This is a genomic window from Saccharopolyspora indica (genome assembly GCF_027853965.1).
Taxonomy (GTDB): Bacteria; Actinomycetota; Actinomycetes; order Mycobacteriales; family Pseudonocardiaceae; genus Saccharopolyspora; species Saccharopolyspora indica.
In genome coordinates this window covers 257,149-271,795 of record NZ_JAQGLB010000003.1, presented here as the reverse complement: position 1 = coordinate 271,795, position 14,647 = coordinate 257,149, and the positions used below count along the sequence as shown (strand labels likewise).

At 69.4% G+C, this 14,647-nt stretch carries 13 protein-coding genes and 2 pseudogenes; 8 read left to right on the top strand and 7 right to left on the bottom strand.

Annotated elements, in window-relative coordinates; genetic code table 11:
- Nucleotides 1-47: 47 nt before the first annotated feature.
- Both OU416_RS08640 and OU416_RS08635 read right to left on the bottom strand, forming a co-directional pair.
- Entirely contained in the window at nt 48-1,052 is a 1,005-nt protein-coding gene (locus OU416_RS08640; RefSeq protein WP_270926328.1) for a PDR/VanB family oxidoreductase, read from the bottom strand.
- A 1-nt stretch (nt 1,053) separates the two neighbouring features.
- The gene (locus tag OU416_RS08635; RefSeq protein WP_270926327.1) at nt 1,054-2,187 is read right to left on the bottom strand and encodes an aromatic ring-hydroxylating dioxygenase subunit alpha; all 1,134 of its coding nucleotides are present in this window, start codon (nt 2,185-2,187) and stop codon (nt 1,054-1,056) included.
- Between the two features lie 108 nt (nt 2,188-2,295).
- Between OU416_RS08635 and OU416_RS08630 the strand changes: the two genes are divergently transcribed.
- The 5 genes and pseudogenes from OU416_RS08630 to OU416_RS08610 form a co-directional block, all read left to right on the top strand.
- Nucleotides 2,296-2,880, top strand: coding sequence for a PadR family transcriptional regulator (locus tag OU416_RS08630; protein WP_270926326.1), 585 nt, complete (start codon nt 2,296-2,298; stop codon nt 2,878-2,880).
- A gap of 103 nt (nt 2,881-2,983) precedes the next feature.
- Nucleotides 2,984-3,181 (top strand): hypothetical protein, encoded by a 198-nt coding sequence (locus OU416_RS08625; protein ID WP_270926325.1) that lies wholly within the window; start codon nt 2,984-2,986, stop codon nt 3,179-3,181.
- Nucleotides 3,182-3,199: 18 nt separating this feature from the next.
- On the top strand, nt 3,200-4,180 hold the full coding sequence (locus OU416_RS08620) for a PDR/VanB family oxidoreductase (protein WP_372907248.1): 981 nt from the start codon (nt 3,200-3,202) through the stop codon (nt 4,178-4,180).
- A gap of 182 nt (nt 4,181-4,362) precedes the next feature.
- Nucleotides 4,363-4,536 (top strand): annotated as a pseudogene (locus OU416_RS08615) (o-succinylbenzoate synthase); the annotation flags it as partial.
- A 33-nt stretch (nt 4,537-4,569) separates the two neighbouring features.
- Nucleotides 4,570-4,656: pseudogene (locus tag OU416_RS08610) on the top strand (HIT domain-containing protein); the annotation flags it as partial.
- Nucleotides 4,657-4,758: 102 nt separating this feature from the next.
- Here OU416_RS08610 and OU416_RS08605 read toward each other — a convergent pair.
- Both OU416_RS08605 and OU416_RS08600 read right to left on the bottom strand, forming a co-directional pair.
- Nucleotides 4,759-5,889 carry an aminotransferase class V-fold PLP-dependent enzyme gene (locus tag OU416_RS08605; protein ID WP_270926324.1) on the bottom strand — a complete coding sequence of 377 codons (1,131 nt, stop codon included), beginning with the start codon at nt 5,887-5,889 and terminating at the stop codon, nt 4,759-4,761.
- Between the two features lie 283 nt (nt 5,890-6,172).
- On the bottom strand, nt 6,173-6,916 hold the full coding sequence (locus tag OU416_RS08600) for an IclR family transcriptional regulator (RefSeq protein ID WP_270926323.1): 744 nt from the start codon (nt 6,914-6,916) through the stop codon (nt 6,173-6,175).
- A 117-nt stretch (nt 6,917-7,033) separates the two neighbouring features.
- Here OU416_RS08600 and OU416_RS08595 point away from each other — a divergent pair, with 117 nt between their 5' ends.
- Genes OU416_RS08595 through OU416_RS08585 form a run of 3 tightly spaced genes read left to right on the top strand, consistent with a single transcriptional unit; the run spans nt 7,034 to nt 10,558 of the window.
- Nucleotides 7,034-8,338: an SLC13 family permease gene (locus OU416_RS08595; protein ID WP_270926322.1), complete on the top strand. Its 1,305-nt coding sequence runs from the start codon at nt 7,034-7,036 to the stop codon at nt 8,336-8,338.
- Nucleotides 8,339-8,352: 14 nt separating this feature from the next.
- Nucleotides 8,353-9,171 (top strand): enoyl-CoA hydratase/isomerase family protein, encoded by an 819-nt coding sequence (locus tag OU416_RS08590; RefSeq protein WP_270926321.1) that lies wholly within the window; start codon nt 8,353-8,355, stop codon nt 9,169-9,171.
- Nucleotides 9,152-10,558, top strand: coding sequence for an acyl-CoA synthetase (locus OU416_RS08585; RefSeq protein ID WP_270926320.1), 1,407 nt, complete (start codon nt 9,152-9,154; stop codon nt 10,556-10,558). The genes OU416_RS08590 and OU416_RS08585 overlap by 20 nt, the downstream gene beginning before the upstream one ends.
- Before the next feature lie 27 nt (nt 10,559-10,585).
- On the opposite strand, the gene OU416_RS08580 is transcribed toward OU416_RS08585, so the two are convergent.
- From OU416_RS08580 to OU416_RS08570, 3 genes are all read right to left on the bottom strand, one after another.
- Nucleotides 10,586-11,458, bottom strand: coding sequence for an NmrA family NAD(P)-binding protein (locus OU416_RS08580; protein WP_270926319.1), 873 nt, complete (start codon nt 11,456-11,458; stop codon nt 10,586-10,588).
- A 79-nt stretch (nt 11,459-11,537) separates the two neighbouring features.
- Entirely contained in the window at nt 11,538-12,908 is a 1,371-nt protein-coding gene (locus tag OU416_RS08575) for an NAD(P)/FAD-dependent oxidoreductase (RefSeq protein ID WP_270926318.1), read from the bottom strand.
- An 85-nt stretch (nt 12,909-12,993) separates the two neighbouring features.
- Nucleotides 12,994-14,277 (bottom strand): cytochrome P450, encoded by a 1,284-nt coding sequence (locus OU416_RS08570; RefSeq protein ID WP_270926317.1) that lies wholly within the window; start codon nt 14,275-14,277, stop codon nt 12,994-12,996.
- Between the last annotated feature and the right edge of the window lie 370 nt (nt 14,278-14,647).

Sequence of the window (14,647 nt, the reverse complement as noted above, 5' to 3'; positions counted from 1 at the left end):
GGTCTCCAGGTGGTGAAGGATCCGTGCGAACCCTGTGGTGCACCGGCTCAGGTGAGGCGGAGGGAGAGGACAGCGGGATCTCCCGAGCCGCTGCCGGATGCCACTGCTCGGGAGACGCAGAGGCACAACCTGTTCGAGCGTTCCTTCTGGGACTCGCTCAGGAAGACGTCGCGGTGGTCGATGGTGCCGGTGGCGTCGACCACCTTCGCCAGGCACAGCCCGCACTCGCCCTTGCGGCAGTCCGAGAGCGTGTCGACCCCGGCGGCCTCGAGCGCGTCGAGGATCGAGGTGTCGGGTGCGACGGCGATCTCCCGGCCGAGGTCGGGGAGCTGCACCAGGAACTCCTCGGCCTGGTACCGGCCGCTGGATCCGAACGTCTCGAAGCGCAGGTTTGGCGCAGGAAGGTCGTGCTCGGCCCAGCTCCGCGAGATGGCGTTCATGAGCCCGATCGGACCGCACATGTAGAGCTCGGTGCCCGCAGCCTCGGGCGTCTGGGCGATACCGGCGACGAGGCCCTCCACCGCCAGCGAGGTGCCCTCGTCGTCGACGTGGACGCGGACGCGGTCGCCGTGCTCGGCGACCAGGTCGTCGAGGTAGGCCATCGCGGCGCGGCTGCGGCCGAGGAGCACCAGCTGGTAGTCGGCACCGCGCCGGCGCAGCGCGGCGGCCATGGCCACCAGTGCGGTGACGCCGATGCCGCCGGCGACGAGCACGTAGCGGGTCGCGCCGACCGCGAGCGGGAAGTTCTGCAGCGGCCCGGTGACCGTCAGGTCGTCGCCGACCCGCAATCGGTGCATCGCGGCCGAGCCGCCGGATGAGGTGGGGGAGAGCCGCACGCTGAGCGTCAGTCGGCGGCCGCCGTCCTCGGAGCGCACCACGGAGTAGGAGCGCACCCGGCGGGGGTCGTCCCCGATCTGGACGTCGACGTGCGTGCCAGGCGCGGCGTGCTCGGGCTGCTCGGGGGCCAGGACGATGCGGCGGATGCCCTCAGCGACGTCGGAGACCTCGACCACCCGGGCCTGCTGCCAGCGGGTCTGTGCCTGCACCGCCATCTCAGGCCCCCTGACCGGCGTCCGCCGCGGAGGACGGGCGCCCCTCGGCCGCGAGCATGCGCTCGAGGATCTGCCGCACCCACATCCCCCCGGCGTCGATGTTGAGGCTGTAGAACTCGTGCTCGGGATTGGCGTCGATGGCGCTCTGCTGGGCGCGCAGCATTTCCTCGTCCTCGCCGAAGACCCCGTGCACCGCCTGGCGCAGCTGGGTGGTGATGGCCTGGCTTTCCAGGCGGTAGTTGCGCATGAACGCCCAGAAGTAGTGCGAGGTGCGGTGGGTCTCGGGGGTGATCGTGTTCATCACGTACCCGTTGACGCCCTGGCTGCGATCCCCTTCGGGCGCACCGGTGCCCGCCTTCGCCACACCGACGTCGATGCGGATCGTGCCCGGCGCCTCGAAGTGGATGATCTGCCAGCGGTCGACCTTGCCGGAGAAGCCCGGGAACTTGTCCCGCATGTTCTTCAGCCAGAACGGCGGGGCGTCGATGCCGCGCATCCACCGGCTGACGGTCACCGTGTTGCCCTCGTGGGTCACGTCGAACTCGGCCTCGGACAGCTCCTCCTGGCCGATGCTCGAGGAGTGCACGAACTCCTCGTGGGTGAGGTCCATGAGGTTGTCGAGGATGAGCTGGTAGTTGCAGTCGGCGTGGATCGTCTCGCCGTCGCCGGCCCAGGCGGGGTCGTCCACCTGGTGCATGTCGGGCACCGCGGTCGGGTCGGCCAGGTCCGGATCGCCGACCCAGACCCAGACGTACCGGTAGCGCTCGACCACGGGGTAGGAGGGGACCACGGCGCTGGGGTTGATCGTCTCCTGCGCGGGCATTCCGGTGCAGCGACCAGCCGCGTTGTAGCGCAGACCGTGGTAGGGGCACTGCAGCTCGTCGCCCAGGACCTTGCCCTTCGACAGCGGCGCGAGCCGGTGCCAGCAGGCGTCCGCGAGAGCGACCGCCCGGCCTTCTGCGTTGCGCCACAACGCCAGCGGTACCCCGGCGACCGTGCGGGCCAGCGGCTGCTTGCCGGTGACCTCGTGGTCCCAAGCCGCGGCGTACCAGGCGTTGCGGGGGTGGTTGAAGATCTTCGCGGCAGCGGTGGTCGGCGGTGCGGTGTCCGCTTCGGGCGAGGTAGTGCTGGGCAAGAGAACTCCCTATGAAGATAGGTATGTGTTGCGCGGGCCACAATCTAACTATGGATATAGTGAGTTGGCAATGGTCGGTAGCTTGGGGAGTCCGGAGGGGGAGATGTCGTGTCGCTGCGTTACGCGCTGATCGCGCTGCTCACCGGTCGTCCGATGACCGGGTACGACATCTCGAAGAGCTTCAGCCGCTCGGTGGCCCACGTCTGGCACGCCCCGGATTCGCAGATCTACCCCGAGCTCAACCGGATGGAGCGCGACGGGCTGCTCACCTCGGTCGAGGTGCCCTGGGGCAAGAAGGGGACGAAGAAGGAGTACCACGTCACCGACGCCGGTCTCGCCGACTTCCGCGAGTGGATGGAGTCCCCGCTGGCACCTCAGCGGCAGCGCGACCCGGCGTACCTGAAGGCGGCCTACTTCGACTTCGCCGACCCCGAGTCGGTGCGCGAGCAGCTCCGGCAGCAGCAGGCGTACTGGGAGGAGCAGTTGAGCATGCTCGAGAGCACTCGGGCTGCGCTCGTCGACCGCACCCACCCCACCCTGGCGGCCCGCCTCTCCAAGCTGACCGTGCGCGAGGCCGAGTTCGCGGTGCGCTACAAGATGTACGCCTACGACGGCCTCATCGCCCGCGCCCGCACCGAGCTGAATTGGGTCGCGGACGGTTTCGCCCTCGTCGACGAGCTGTACGGCTCGTGACTCCCGGAAGGCCGCTGCAACACCCGCGCAACACGCTGCTCACAGCGGCGACGCACTGTCCCGGGTATTGGTGCGGTTCGGGGCACGTGGCGACGATGGGCGCATGAGACGAACCGTCATCGCAGGTGGCCCCATCACCACCATGGACGCCGAGCGCGGTGAATTGTCCGATGGTGCGGTGCTCGTGGAGGGTGACCGGATCGCGGCCATCGCGCGCTCCGTCGACGAGTTCGCCGGAGTGGACGCGGAGTTCGTCGACGCTGCGGGCGGAGTTCGTCGCCGGGCTCGGTGCGGGCGGTGATCTGCCAGACCAGGGCTCATGGCGCGTGCGAGCGTCGAGCAGCGCGGCCGCCGGGCAGGAGGTTGTCTTGCGAAGTCGGATGCCGATCGCGAGGATGACCCGTGGCTCAGCCTCGGTAGCCCGGACGGTACGGAGTTGCCGCCGTGGACGGCGGGCGCCCACGTCGATCTGGTGCTCTCGGCCGACCTCACCCGGCAGTACTCGTTGTGCGGCGATCCCGGCGATCGCAGCGTCATGAAGGTGGCTGTGCTCCGCGAGCCCGACGGCCGGGGCGGTTCGCAGTTCGTCCACGACAAGATCGCCGTCGGCAGCACCCTCCGTGTTCGGGGCCCGCGCAACAACTTCCCCGTCGTCGACGCCGAGAGCTACCTCTTCATCGCCGGCGGGATCGGGATCACGCCGCTGCTGCCGATGATCGCGCAGGTGGCCTTGTCCGGTCGTTCCTGGCGGCTGGCCTACGGAGGCCGTACGAGAGCGTCGATGGCCTATCGCGAGTTCCTCGAGGCCGAGTACCCGGGACACGTCGAGGTGTACCCGATGGACGAGGTCGGCCTGCTCGACCTGGACGCTCTCCTCGCGGAGCCGGGCAGCTCCTGCGACGACAAGGTCGTGTACTGCTGCGGGCCCGAAGGCCTGCTCACCGCGGTCGAGACGGCGTGCGCGGACTGGCCGCAGGGGTCGCTCCACATCGAGCGGTTCGCTCCGAAGGCCGGAGCCGACGACGGGCCGCGCACCACCTTCGAAGTCGAGCTCGCGGAGTCGCAGATGACCCTGACCGTCCCGGCCGACAAGTCCATCCTCGAGGTCGTCGAAGACGCCGGGATCCAGATCCTCTCCTCGTGTCAGGAAGGCACCTGTGGGACATGTGAGACGGCCCTGCTCGAAGGCGTGGCCGACCACCGAGACTCCGTGCTCACCGACGACGAGCGGGCGGCGAACGACACCATGATGATCTGCGTGTCGCGGGCGTGCTCCTCCCGACTCGTGCTCGATCTCTGAGCGGGCGCTGATGGAAACTGTCCGGCACCCGCCCGGCCCCGACCTTCGACCTCGACCCGTTCAGCGACGACTTCCTGACCGACCCGTACCCGAGCCACGAGCTGCTCCGGGAGACCGCGCCGGTGGTCTTCCTGGAGCGCTACGGGGTGGGGGCGATGGCCCGCTACGAGCACGTCCACGCGACGTTGCCCGGCGACACCTCGGCTTCTTCCCGGTACTACGAGACCGACCTCACCGAGCCCTTCGTCCTGCGAGACGGACACCTCGACGTGCCCACCGGCCCCGGGCTCGGCGTCGGTCCCGACGCGGGAGTGCTTCGCGATCTGACGACGTCCACCAGGTGGCTGACCAGCTGACGCGCACCAGCCGAGGCCAAGGCAGCGGCTGGAGCGTTCGGTGCTGATGGGGTGAACCTGCTCAACTGCTGCGGCGCTGATGCGTGGCAGTCGGTGTTCCACTTCCACCTGCACGTGATTCCCCGGTACACCGACAAGACCAAGGACCGCCTGATCGCCGCCGACCGGGAGCGCATCCGCGGTCGAGCCCTGGGGTGCGAGGGGTTGATCAACGGGTGGTGGTCATCGGCCGGTCTTGTCCAGTCCCGTCCGGAGCCGGGCCAGGGTTCCCTCGACGTCGCCGAGCTTGTCGAGTCCGAACAGGCCGATGCGGAAGGTGGAGAAGTCAGCCGGCTCGTCGCAGTGCAGCGGCACACCGGCCGCGATCTGGATTCCGACCTCCTTGAAGCGGGCGCCGCTGCGCAGCTCCGGGTCGTCGGTGTGGACGACGACCACGCTGGGGGCTGCGAACTCGTCGGTGGCGACCGAGGGGAGCCCGTGCTCAGCGAGCAGCGTGCGCACCCGGTTGCCGAGGTCGACCTGCGCGGCGCGGAGATCCTCGAGTCCGCGGTCGCGGGTCGCGAGCATCAGTTCCAGGTTGTGCGCGAGGGTATCGGTCGGCATGGTCGTGTGGTACGGGGTCTGGCCCTCGGTGTAGGCGTCGGTGATCGACAGCCACTTCTTCAGGTCGACGGAGAAGCTCGTCGACGTGCTCGCCTCGACCGCGGCCCGGCCGGCCTCGCTGAGCATGACGTAGCTGGCGCAGGGGGATCCGCTCCAGCCCTTCTGCGGGGCGCTCAGCAGAACGTCGACGCCGAGGTCGGTCATGTCGACCCAGAGCGCCCCGGAGGCGATGCAGTCCAGGACCAGCAGGCCACCGGCCTCGTGGGTGGCCTCGGCCAGGCGGCGGACGTAGTCGTCCGGCAGCAGCATGCCCGCGGCGGTCTCGACGTGCGGCGCGAAGACAACATCGGGCCGCTGCTCGCGGATGACGGTGACGACCTCATCGATCGGCGCCGGCTGCCACGGGGCCTGATGCGACGAATCGACCGGTCGTGCCCGGCACACCGCGTGTTCCTGCGCGATCGAGCCCATTTCGAGGATCTGCGACCAGCGGTAGGAGAAGAGCCCGTTGCGCACCACGAGGCAGCGGCGGCCGGTCGCGAGCTGGCGGGCGACGGCCTCCATGCCGTAGGTGCCGCCTCCGGGCACCAGCGCGACGCTGTGCGCTCGGTAGGTGGTGCGCAGGACATCGACGATGCCCTGCATCACGCCCACGAAGCGCTGGGACATGTGGTTCAGCGAGTGGTCGGTGAACACCACCGAGTACTCGAGCAGACCACCGGGATCGACATCATCATGAGGCAGAGCCATGCCCGTAGCCTGACACAGGCGGAGAAGTCGGGCACGGACAGGTGCGCGGGTGCGGAGTTTGTTCTTGCTCTGACCGCTTCCCGCTGAGCTGGATCGACGTGTGCTGCATCGGGACGTGTTGGGGTTTCCCGGTTTTCGCTGGTCGGATTCTCCTGTGGATCGTGCTGGGGGCATGGGGTCGCAGGTTCGGGTCCTGTCGTCCCGATCTTCGGTGATCGCTCCGAAGACGCCTGCCTCGAACTTCGCCGTTGAAGGACGCGGAGGGCGGCCGATTCGCACTCGCTCACAGCACGGCGTGGATTCGTCGCACGGTGTCGTGCACCGCGTTGCCGAACGTTTCGAACGTCTCCGGGACCATCCGGATGCTCGGGCCGGACACCGACACGGATCCGATCGGTTCGCCCTGCGCGTTGACGATCGCCGCGCCGACGGCGGTGATGCCCTTGCTGAGCCCTTCTCGGTTCACCGAATACCCCTGCAGCCGAACCTCTTCGATGGTTTCGCGCAAGGTGTCCGGGTCGGTGATGGTCCGGTCGGTCTGCGGGGCGAGTTGCCCGGCCAGGTAGTCCGAGATGAACTCCTGGCTGCTCGCGGCGAGGAAGGCCAGGCCGGATGCCGAGGCGTGCAACGGGATTCGCGATCCGAGCGGCAGGAACGCCCGCAGCGGGTGCGAGGTGTCCAATCGTTCGATGAGCACCAGCTCCCGGCCGTCCGGGGCCGTGAGGTGGATGGTCTCGGTCGTCGTCAGCTGCAGCTCGTTCAGGAACGGGAGGACCGTGTCGCGGAGGAACTGGTGATCGCGGGCCTGGCTGCCGACGGAGAACGCGCGGTAGGTGAGGCTCCAGCGCGTCGGCTGAGAGCTGGTCGGTCGCAGCCAGCCTATTTCGTGCAGCGTGAGCAGGGCCCGCTGAACGCTGGACTTCGGCAACCCGACCGCACGGCTGAGCTCGGAAAGACCCACCGGTTGCAGCTGGGCGACGCTCTCGAGCACCCGGAATGCGGACACCACGCTGTTGGTGGCGGACATGCGACCTCCCGTGATCGGTCCCTTGACCCGCGGTCGTCTGTGAACTAGCTTACACGCCGCCGGTTCATGTAGCAGACCACTGTGCCACACAGTGGACCAAGCGGGAAGTGCGGGCAAATGACAGTGCAGCTCACGGCGTTGGTGATCTTTGTGGGCGTCTTCGCGTTATCGGCGGTGCGCAACGCTCATCTGGGGGTGTTGATGTTCGCCGCGGCGTCCGGCGTCGGGCTCGGGCTGGCCGGCATGTCCATCGACGACGTCGTCGCCGGGTTTCCGGTCGACATCCTGGTGCTGCTGGTCGGCGTCACCTACTTCTTCGGGATCGCGCACGTCAACGGCACGATCGACCGGATCATCGAGGCAGCCCTCACCAGGGTCGGGCATCGTCGGGGCCTCCTGCCGATCGTGTTCTTCCTGTTGACCGCGGGAATCGCCGCCATGGGATCTCCGCTGGGCGGACTGGTGATGGCGCCGATCGGCATGCTGGTCGCCGACAAGCGCGACATCGATCCGATGCTGATGGCGTTGTCGATCGGCACGGGGCTCGGTGCGGGCGCCTTCGCGCCGACCAGCCTGTTCGGCATCGTCACCTATGGCACCGCGCATCGGGCCGGAGTCGACTTGAGCCCGCTGGTGCTGTTCGCGGTCGCAGTGGTGATCAACCTGTTGCTGCTGGTGGTCGCCTACGTCCTGTTCGGCGGAAGGCAGTTGCTGCGCGCCACCAGCGAGCAGTCGGCCGCTGTCGACTCCGGTACCGGCGAGCCGAGCAGTCCGGATCTGCCGTCCGGCAGCGCGCGAAAGCCGTTCTCCGGCAGCCAGATCGCCACCGTCATCGCCATGGTCGGGCTCGTCGGCGCTGTCATCGCGCTGTCGCTGGCCGACCTCGACCCCGACATCGGCGTGCTGGCGTTCGCATTCGGCGCGGTGCTGACCCTGCTCGACCCGGAGTCGGCCAAGAAGGCGATTCCCCGGATCGACTGGCCGACGGTCCTGCTGGTGGGCGGCATCATCACCTTCGTCGGCGTGCTGGAGCACATCGGTGCGATCGACATGTTCGGCGAGTACGCCAGTCACATCGGCGTGCCGTTGCTGGCCGCGCTGTTCATCTGCCTCGTCGCCGGTCTCGTCTCGGCGTTCGCCTCCACCACCGGCATGCTCGCAGCGCTCGTGCCGCTGGCCCTGCCCCTGGTGGCATCGGGCTCGATCCCGGGTTGGGCGTTGATCTGCGCGATCGGCGTCTGCGCCTCGATCGTCGACGTCTCACCCTTCTCCACCGTCGGCGCGACCCTGGTCGCCACCACCGTCGACTCGGGGGAGCGGCCGCGCATGACCCGCTCGCTGATGCGCTGGGGGCTGGCGATGGTGGTGGTCGGGCCCGTCCTGCTGGTCGGCGCCCTGGTCGTGCCGGGCATGGTGCTGTGAACGGGGGCGCAGGCATGTCACCGACACCGCGCGCGACCGTCTCACTGGACGTCGACGGCCCCATCGCACGGCTCACCATCGACAACACCGCACGCGCCAACGCCTTGAACCGGTCGATGCTGGAGGCGCTGGCCGAGCATCTCGCCGCGGTCGCACGGCGTGCCGAGGTATCCGTGATCGTCCTCAGCGGTGCGGGCCCCAACTTCTGCGCCGGACTCGACATCTCGGAGATCGCCGAGCGGCCCGCGGCCCGCATCGAGGAGGAGTTCGCCCGCGTCGAGGAGATCCTCGCCGGGTGCCCGAAACCGACGATCGCGGCCATCCGCGGCCACTGCGTCGGCGGCGGAACCCAGCTGGCCGTCGCCTGCGATCTGCGGATCACCTCCGAGCGGGCCAGCTTCGCCATCACCCCGGCGAAACTCGGCCTGATCTACCCCACCAGCTCCATCGACCGGCTCGTGCGCATCATCGGCCCGGCCGCGACGAAGCGCCTGATCTTCACCGGCGAGGCCATCACGGCGTCCACGGCGCTGCACTTCGGCCTGGTCACCGACGTCGTCGGCGAGGAAGTGCTCGACGCCGCCGCTCACCGGATCGCCGCCACCATCGCGACCCGGGCGCCGACCACCATCGCCGCCGCGAAGCAGATGACCGACGAAGCGGCGGCGAACGGCCGGGTGACCGACGAGCTGCACCGGCACTGGCAGTCGGCGCCGAACCCGGATCTCGGCGTCGGGCTGGCCGCCTTCGCGGCCAGAGCCGAGCCGGTGTTCGGCGCACCAACCAACGACACGAGAAAGGCAGTCCCCACCGATGCTTCTGACATCGCTTGATCCCGCCCACCCGAGCGCGACCGACCTCGCCGCGGCGATCACCGTCGGCCCGGACAGCATGTCGCGAGCGCAGCTGTACGAGGCAGCGCGTGCGCTTGCCGGTTCCCTCCCCGCCGGCCCGGCCGCGGTTCACGCGACACCGACCCCGGAGACGATCGTCGCCGTCACCGCATGCCTGCTGGCCGGGGTGCCGGTGGTGCCGGTCCCGCCCGACTCCGGCAGCGCCGAACTGCACCACATCCTCACCGACGCCGAGGTCACCTGCTGGGCGGGTTCACCGCACCCCGGCTCCGACCTGCCCGCGATTCCCGTCGGCCGCCGAGGTCGCGGCGAAGCGACGACCTCGATCGCACCGGCCGACGACGACCTCGCCATGATCATGTACACCTCGGGAACGACCGGTGCGCCCAAGGGCGTCAGGCTCAGCCACCGCGCCCTGGCGGCCGGCGTCGACGCCCTCGCCGACGCGTGGCGGTGGACCCCCGACGACACCGTGGTTCACGGCCTGCCGCTGTTTCACCTGCACGGCCTGGTGCTCGGCGTGCTCGCGTCCCTGCGGATCGGTTCACGCGTGGTGCACACCGGGAAACCGCGCCCCGAGCGCTACGCCGCGGCGGCGGGCACGATGTACTTCGCCGTGCCCACCGTGTGGTCGCGCATCGCCGACGACGAGAGCTCCGCACGAGCGCTGCGCCGGGCTCGGCTGCTCGTTTCCGGTAGCGCGCCGCTGCCCACACCGGTGTTCGAGCGCATCGCAGGACTCACCGGCGGTGCGCCGATCGAGCGCTACGGGATGAGCGAAACCATGATCACCCTCAGCACTCGTGCCGATGGGCCACGTCTCCCGGGCTCGGTCGGGCAAGCCGTGCGCGGGGTGGAGACCCGCTTGGTCGCCGAGAGCGGACAGCTCGTGCCCGACGACGGAGCCAGCATCGGACGGCTGCAGGTCCGCGGCCCGATGCTGTTCGACGGCTACCTCAACCGGCCCGAGGAGACGTCGGCGGCGTGGACCGATGACGGCTGGTTCATCACCGGCGACGTCGCGACGCGCGACGCCGCCGGATTTCACCGCATCGTCGGACGCGAATCGGTCGATCTCATCAAATCCGGTGGCTACCGGATCGGTGCCGGCGAGGTCGAGACCGCGCTGCTCGCCCACCCCTCGGTGCACGAGGTCGCGGTCGTCGGACGAGCCGACCCGGACCTCGGACAGCGCGTCGTGGCCTACGTCGTCACCGAACAGCAGAACCGGGCGAGGCTGGCCGACACCCTGATCTCCTTCGTCGCCGACACGCTGTCGCGCCACAAGCGCCCCCGCGAAGTCGTGTTCGTGGACGATCTGCCCCGCAATGCGCTGGGCAAGGTCCAGAAGAAGCAGCTCCAGTAGGAGTCGCGATCCCCTTTCCCGGCCTCCTCAGCGGGAGGTGACTCCGGCGAGGGCTGTTTCGAGGGTCGTGGGGCCGGTGATCTCCTCGCCGGCTCCAGGTTCGACGCCGAGCCTGCCCGCGTTGAAGCTGTCGTACATGTCGGTGAGCAGGCGGGCCGCGTCGGCGCTGCAACCCGAGATGCCGGTCATCTGGTCGTGCCATTCGTCTCGCGGGACCTCGACCGCCGCGACGGGGCGGTCCAGCAGGGTGGCGAGCGTCTTGGCGATGTCGGTGGTGGAGTACTCGCGCGGGGCGGAGATGAACCTGATCCGCGAGGAATCCGCTGGGTCGGCGATGGCGTCGGCGATGGCCGCGCCGACGTCGATCGCCGAGACCATGCGGTGTTCGCGGTCGAGGGGCACGAGGAAGCTGGGGAGGACTCCGTGCTCGCGGGCTGGTTCGACCGCGTAGCGGAAGTTCTCCATGAACAGCGGGCAGCGCACGACCGTGGTCGGCAACCCGGTGCCGCGCAGCGCTCTCTCGAGCGCCCGCGTGGTGAGGATCAGCCCGGTGCCCTCCGGGATCTCCGAGCCTTCCGCGGACAGCGCCACGACGTGCGGCGGCCTGGCGATCTCGAGGGCGCGGACGATCTTGTCGATCTGCTGGTCGTAGGTGGCGAGCACGTCGGCGGAGTCGTAGTACGTCGGCAGCATGACGAACGCGCTGTCCACGCCGGTCCAGGCGGCGACCAGCGTGTCGACGTCGTCGATGTCGGCGACCGCCAGCTCGCAGCCCAGCTCCTCGAGTTCCCGGCCGCGGCCGGCGTCGCGGACCAGCGCGCGCACCGCGAGGCCCCTTCTGCGCAGCGCGGCCGCCACCTGTCCGCCGACCAGGCCGGTCGCTCCGAGCAGTGCGTGCATTCCATCGTCCTCTCGAAGTCGGCCGGAGCGGCCGACGTGGTCGTTCGAATATTCTTGAAGGGCGCCGGCTCGCGGGGACTCAGCCGTCCAGGGCCGCGAGGACGTCGGCGTAGGTCGGCGCGGTGGACGCCGCCTGCTCGCCGGCCTCCGAGAGCTCCATGATGGCCTGGATCCGCTCGTGCACCTCGGTGGTGTCGACGGTCCTGGTCAGCATGCTCACGTAGCGGCGGGCGGCCAGCCCCAGCTCGGGGTCGTGCTCCTCCGCGTCGATCATCAGGAACGGGTTCGGCGGCGCGTCGACCAGCAGGTCCTGCCACGACTCGCCCTTGACCGCCGCGCGCCACAGCGAGGTGCGGACCACGTCCTGGGCGACCACGTCGTCGAACCAGGGGCGGACGAATTCCACCTGTTCCTGCGTGGTTCGCACGTTGAGCCCGGTCAGGTCGCCGTCGGCCGCGGCGAAGGTCTCGCTGAGCCGCACCGCGTGCGCGAGGGCCAGCGCCAGGCCGCGGCCGAACGTCGGGTCCGTCAGGCACACCCGGTCGCCGAGCGGGAAGTAGCCCCTCGGCGCGTCGGGCTTGAGGGTGCGCAGCACGTTGCGCAGCCCGGGCATCGGCACCACGTCGCTGATCGGCGTGGCGTTGCCGTCGGCGAACCACGGCTCGAACTTGTCGAACAGCGCGATCACGCGATCGAAGGCCTCCGGATCCCGCAGCTTCTTCATCTCGTCGTCCTCCGGCAACCGGCCGACGTCGATGGAGAAGACCCCGCAGTCGTGGGCGAACAGCGCTACGCCGTAGCCGAGTCCGTCGACCACGGTGGTGGAACCGTGCTCCAGCGGCGGCCGCTGCACGCCCTCGCGCAGCGCGTAGAAGCGACTGTTGTAGACCTTGCCGCACTCGGCTTCCGACACCGTCTCCAGGTACTGCTGGCCGACTCTGGAGCGCGCACCGGTGGCGTCGATGACGAGGTCGAAGTCCACGACGCCCGCAGGGGTGCGCACTCCGGTCAGCACGCCGTCCACCGGCTCGGCGAGCTGCGCGGAAACGCCCGGGTGGAGGCGGATCCGGCTCTCGCCGGCCACTGCTCGGTGCAGCGCCCACTCCAGCGTGTTGCGCCGCGCCGCCATCATCACCAGGTCTTCGTCGCCGGGCTCGACGGGGCCGCGGATCCCGCTGAAGGGCAGCTCGTCCACGCCGTGGTCGTGCATGTCCCGCAGCACGTCGGGCAGGTTCTCCCGCAGCAGGCGGCGGAACAGGCCCAGGTAGACGTGCGGGTGGTGGGACTGCGGTGCGCCGGGGCGCGGCCAGCCCTGCACGTCGGCCAGGTCGGCGGGCGGGGGAGTGTCGCGTTCGAAGACCTCCACCTCGAACCCGCGGCGGGCGAGCAGGAGCGCGCTGCTCAACCCGCCGACTCCGCCACCGACGACCGCGATGCGTGCTGCTGCCATGATGCTCCTCGTGTGATGTCCGATCGCCCGGATCGCGTTGTGCGGCCGGGGTTTTCGGGAAAGGGCGCGGGATTCCGCGGGAAGGTCAGGCGTCGACGGGGTTGTCCGCCGGCTCCCACTCGACGCGCAGGTGGCGCGGACCGTGGAAGGACGCGTTGTGCAGGTAGCCGAAGTCCTGGCCCTCGACCAACCGCATGTGCGGCAGCCTGCGGGTGAGTTCTTCGAGGATGATCCGCATCTCCAGCCGGGCCAGCGGGGCGCCGATGCAGGCGTGCGCGCCCATGCCGAAGGCGAGGTGGCGCTTGGCGTTCGGCCGGTGGATGTCGAGTTCCTGCGGGTTGTCGAAAACGGTCTCGTCGTGGTTGCCCGAGCCGATCACCAGCAGCACGCGGCTGCCCGCCGGGATGGTGACGCCTTCGACCTCGACGTCCACCAGCGCCTTGCGCCGCCAGCACTGCACCGATGCGCGGAAGCGCAGGCACTCCTCGACCGCGTTCGGGATCAGCGCCGGGTCCGCGCACAGCTCTTCCCACGAATTCCGTTGGGACAGCAGGAAGCGCAGCGCGTTCGCGGTGGCGTTGGTGGTCGTCTCGTGGGCGGCGACCAGGCCGCTCATCATCATGTTCTGCAGGTGGTTGTCGTCGACCAGTTCCGGGTCGTCGCGGTGCACGTCGATGGCGGTGGGCACCCAGCCCTGGCCGCCCTCGCGCTTGAGCCGGTCCACCAGCTGCCCGGACAGCCGCCACCACTGGCCGACCTGGTCGGCGATCTCGACCTGGTGCTCCTCGGTCGGCTTCCCCCAGGTGAACATGCCCATCTTGATGGTGTAGTGCCGGGCGCGGTCGATGTCCTCGTCCGGCACCCCGCACACCAGCAGGCCGACGATCGCCGGAACCTCCCACAGCAGGTCGTCGATGAGATCGGCGGTGCCGCGGGTGACGAACGCGTCGACGTAGCTGGTCACCAGGTCCCGGATGCGGCCCTCGAGCTTGGCCACCTCTTCGGCCGCGAGCGGTGGCGCGAGGCGCTTGCGGCGCCTCATGTGCACCGGTTCGTCCTCGTTGACCAGCACCGGGCCGGGTGCGAAGTCGTACTCCGCCAGCCGAGCGCGAGCCTTCTCCCCCAGCGGGGTGATCGGCTCCAGCGCGTTCGAGGCCGAAAACCGCTTGGTGTCGCGGAAGAACTCCTTGACGTCGCGGTACCGGGTCACCACCCAGTGGTCGAGCTCCGGGCTGTAGAAGACGGGTTCCTCGGCGCGTGCCGCGGCGAGCAGCGCGGCCGGATCGTGCTGGTACGCGTCGCCGAACGGGTCGAATTCCGCTGCGATCCGCGACACGGGGCAGCCGGTGCCGGCACGGCTTGGATCCACGTAGAGCTCCCTTGTCCCCAGACGATCGATCCGGGCGGCTCGAATGCGCCCGGAGAGTCCGCGTGATCAGGTCACGACCAGATCACGTGTCCCGTTCACCCTGCCGAGTGAACGGGGCGACTGTCAAGAACGGGATGGAAGTCGCTGGACTGCGGCGGATGTCGCAATGCTTGTTGACTATCGCGAGAAGGCGTGCATAGGCTTCCGGATGTTGATGAACCGCTGCCGGGGCTGATTCCAGCACCCGCGCCGACCGATAGTTTGCCTTTGAACGACATTAGCGGTCGGTGATCGCGGAACCATTGGAACTGATGAGCAACGGCGCACGACTGTGCCGCTGAACTGGGGTTATCGCTATCCGTCCGGTAGT

Excerpts from the sequence above, each read along its gene's own strand:
- OU416_RS08625 (WP_270926325.1), top strand. The coding sequence starts at position 2,984 with ATGAGACGAACCGTCATCGCAGGTGGCCCCATCACCACCATGGACGCC.
- OU416_RS08585 (WP_270926320.1), top strand. The coding sequence starts at position 9,152 with ATGCTTCTGACATCGCTTGATCCCGCCCACCCGAGCGCGACCGACCTC.
- OU416_RS08590 (WP_270926321.1), top strand. The coding sequence starts at position 8,353 with ATGTCACCGACACCGCGCGCGACCGTCTCACTGGACGTCGACGGCCCC.
- OU416_RS08580 (WP_270926319.1), bottom strand. The coding sequence starts at position 11,458 with ATGCACGCACTGCTCGGAGCGACCGGCCTGGTCGGCGGACAGGTGGCG.
- OU416_RS08595 (WP_270926322.1), top strand. The coding sequence starts at position 7,034 with ATGACAGTGCAGCTCACGGCGTTGGTGATCTTTGTGGGCGTCTTCGCG.
- OU416_RS08605 (WP_270926324.1), bottom strand. The coding sequence starts at position 5,889 with ATGGCTCTGCCTCATGATGATGTCGATCCCGGTGGTCTGCTCGAGTAC.
- OU416_RS08575 (WP_270926318.1), bottom strand. The coding sequence starts at position 12,908 with ATGGCAGCAGCACGCATCGCGGTCGTCGGTGGCGGAGTCGGCGGGTTG.
- OU416_RS08600 (WP_270926323.1), bottom strand. The coding sequence starts at position 6,916 with ATGTCCGCCACCAACAGCGTGGTGTCCGCATTCCGGGTGCTCGAGAGC.
- OU416_RS08620 (WP_372907248.1), top strand. The coding sequence starts at position 3,200 with ATGGCGCGTGCGAGCGTCGAGCAGCGCGGCCGCCGGGCAGGAGGTTGT.
- OU416_RS08640 (WP_270926328.1), bottom strand. The coding sequence starts at position 1,052 with ATGGCGGTGCAGGCACAGACCCGCTGGCAGCAGGCCCGGGTGGTCGAG.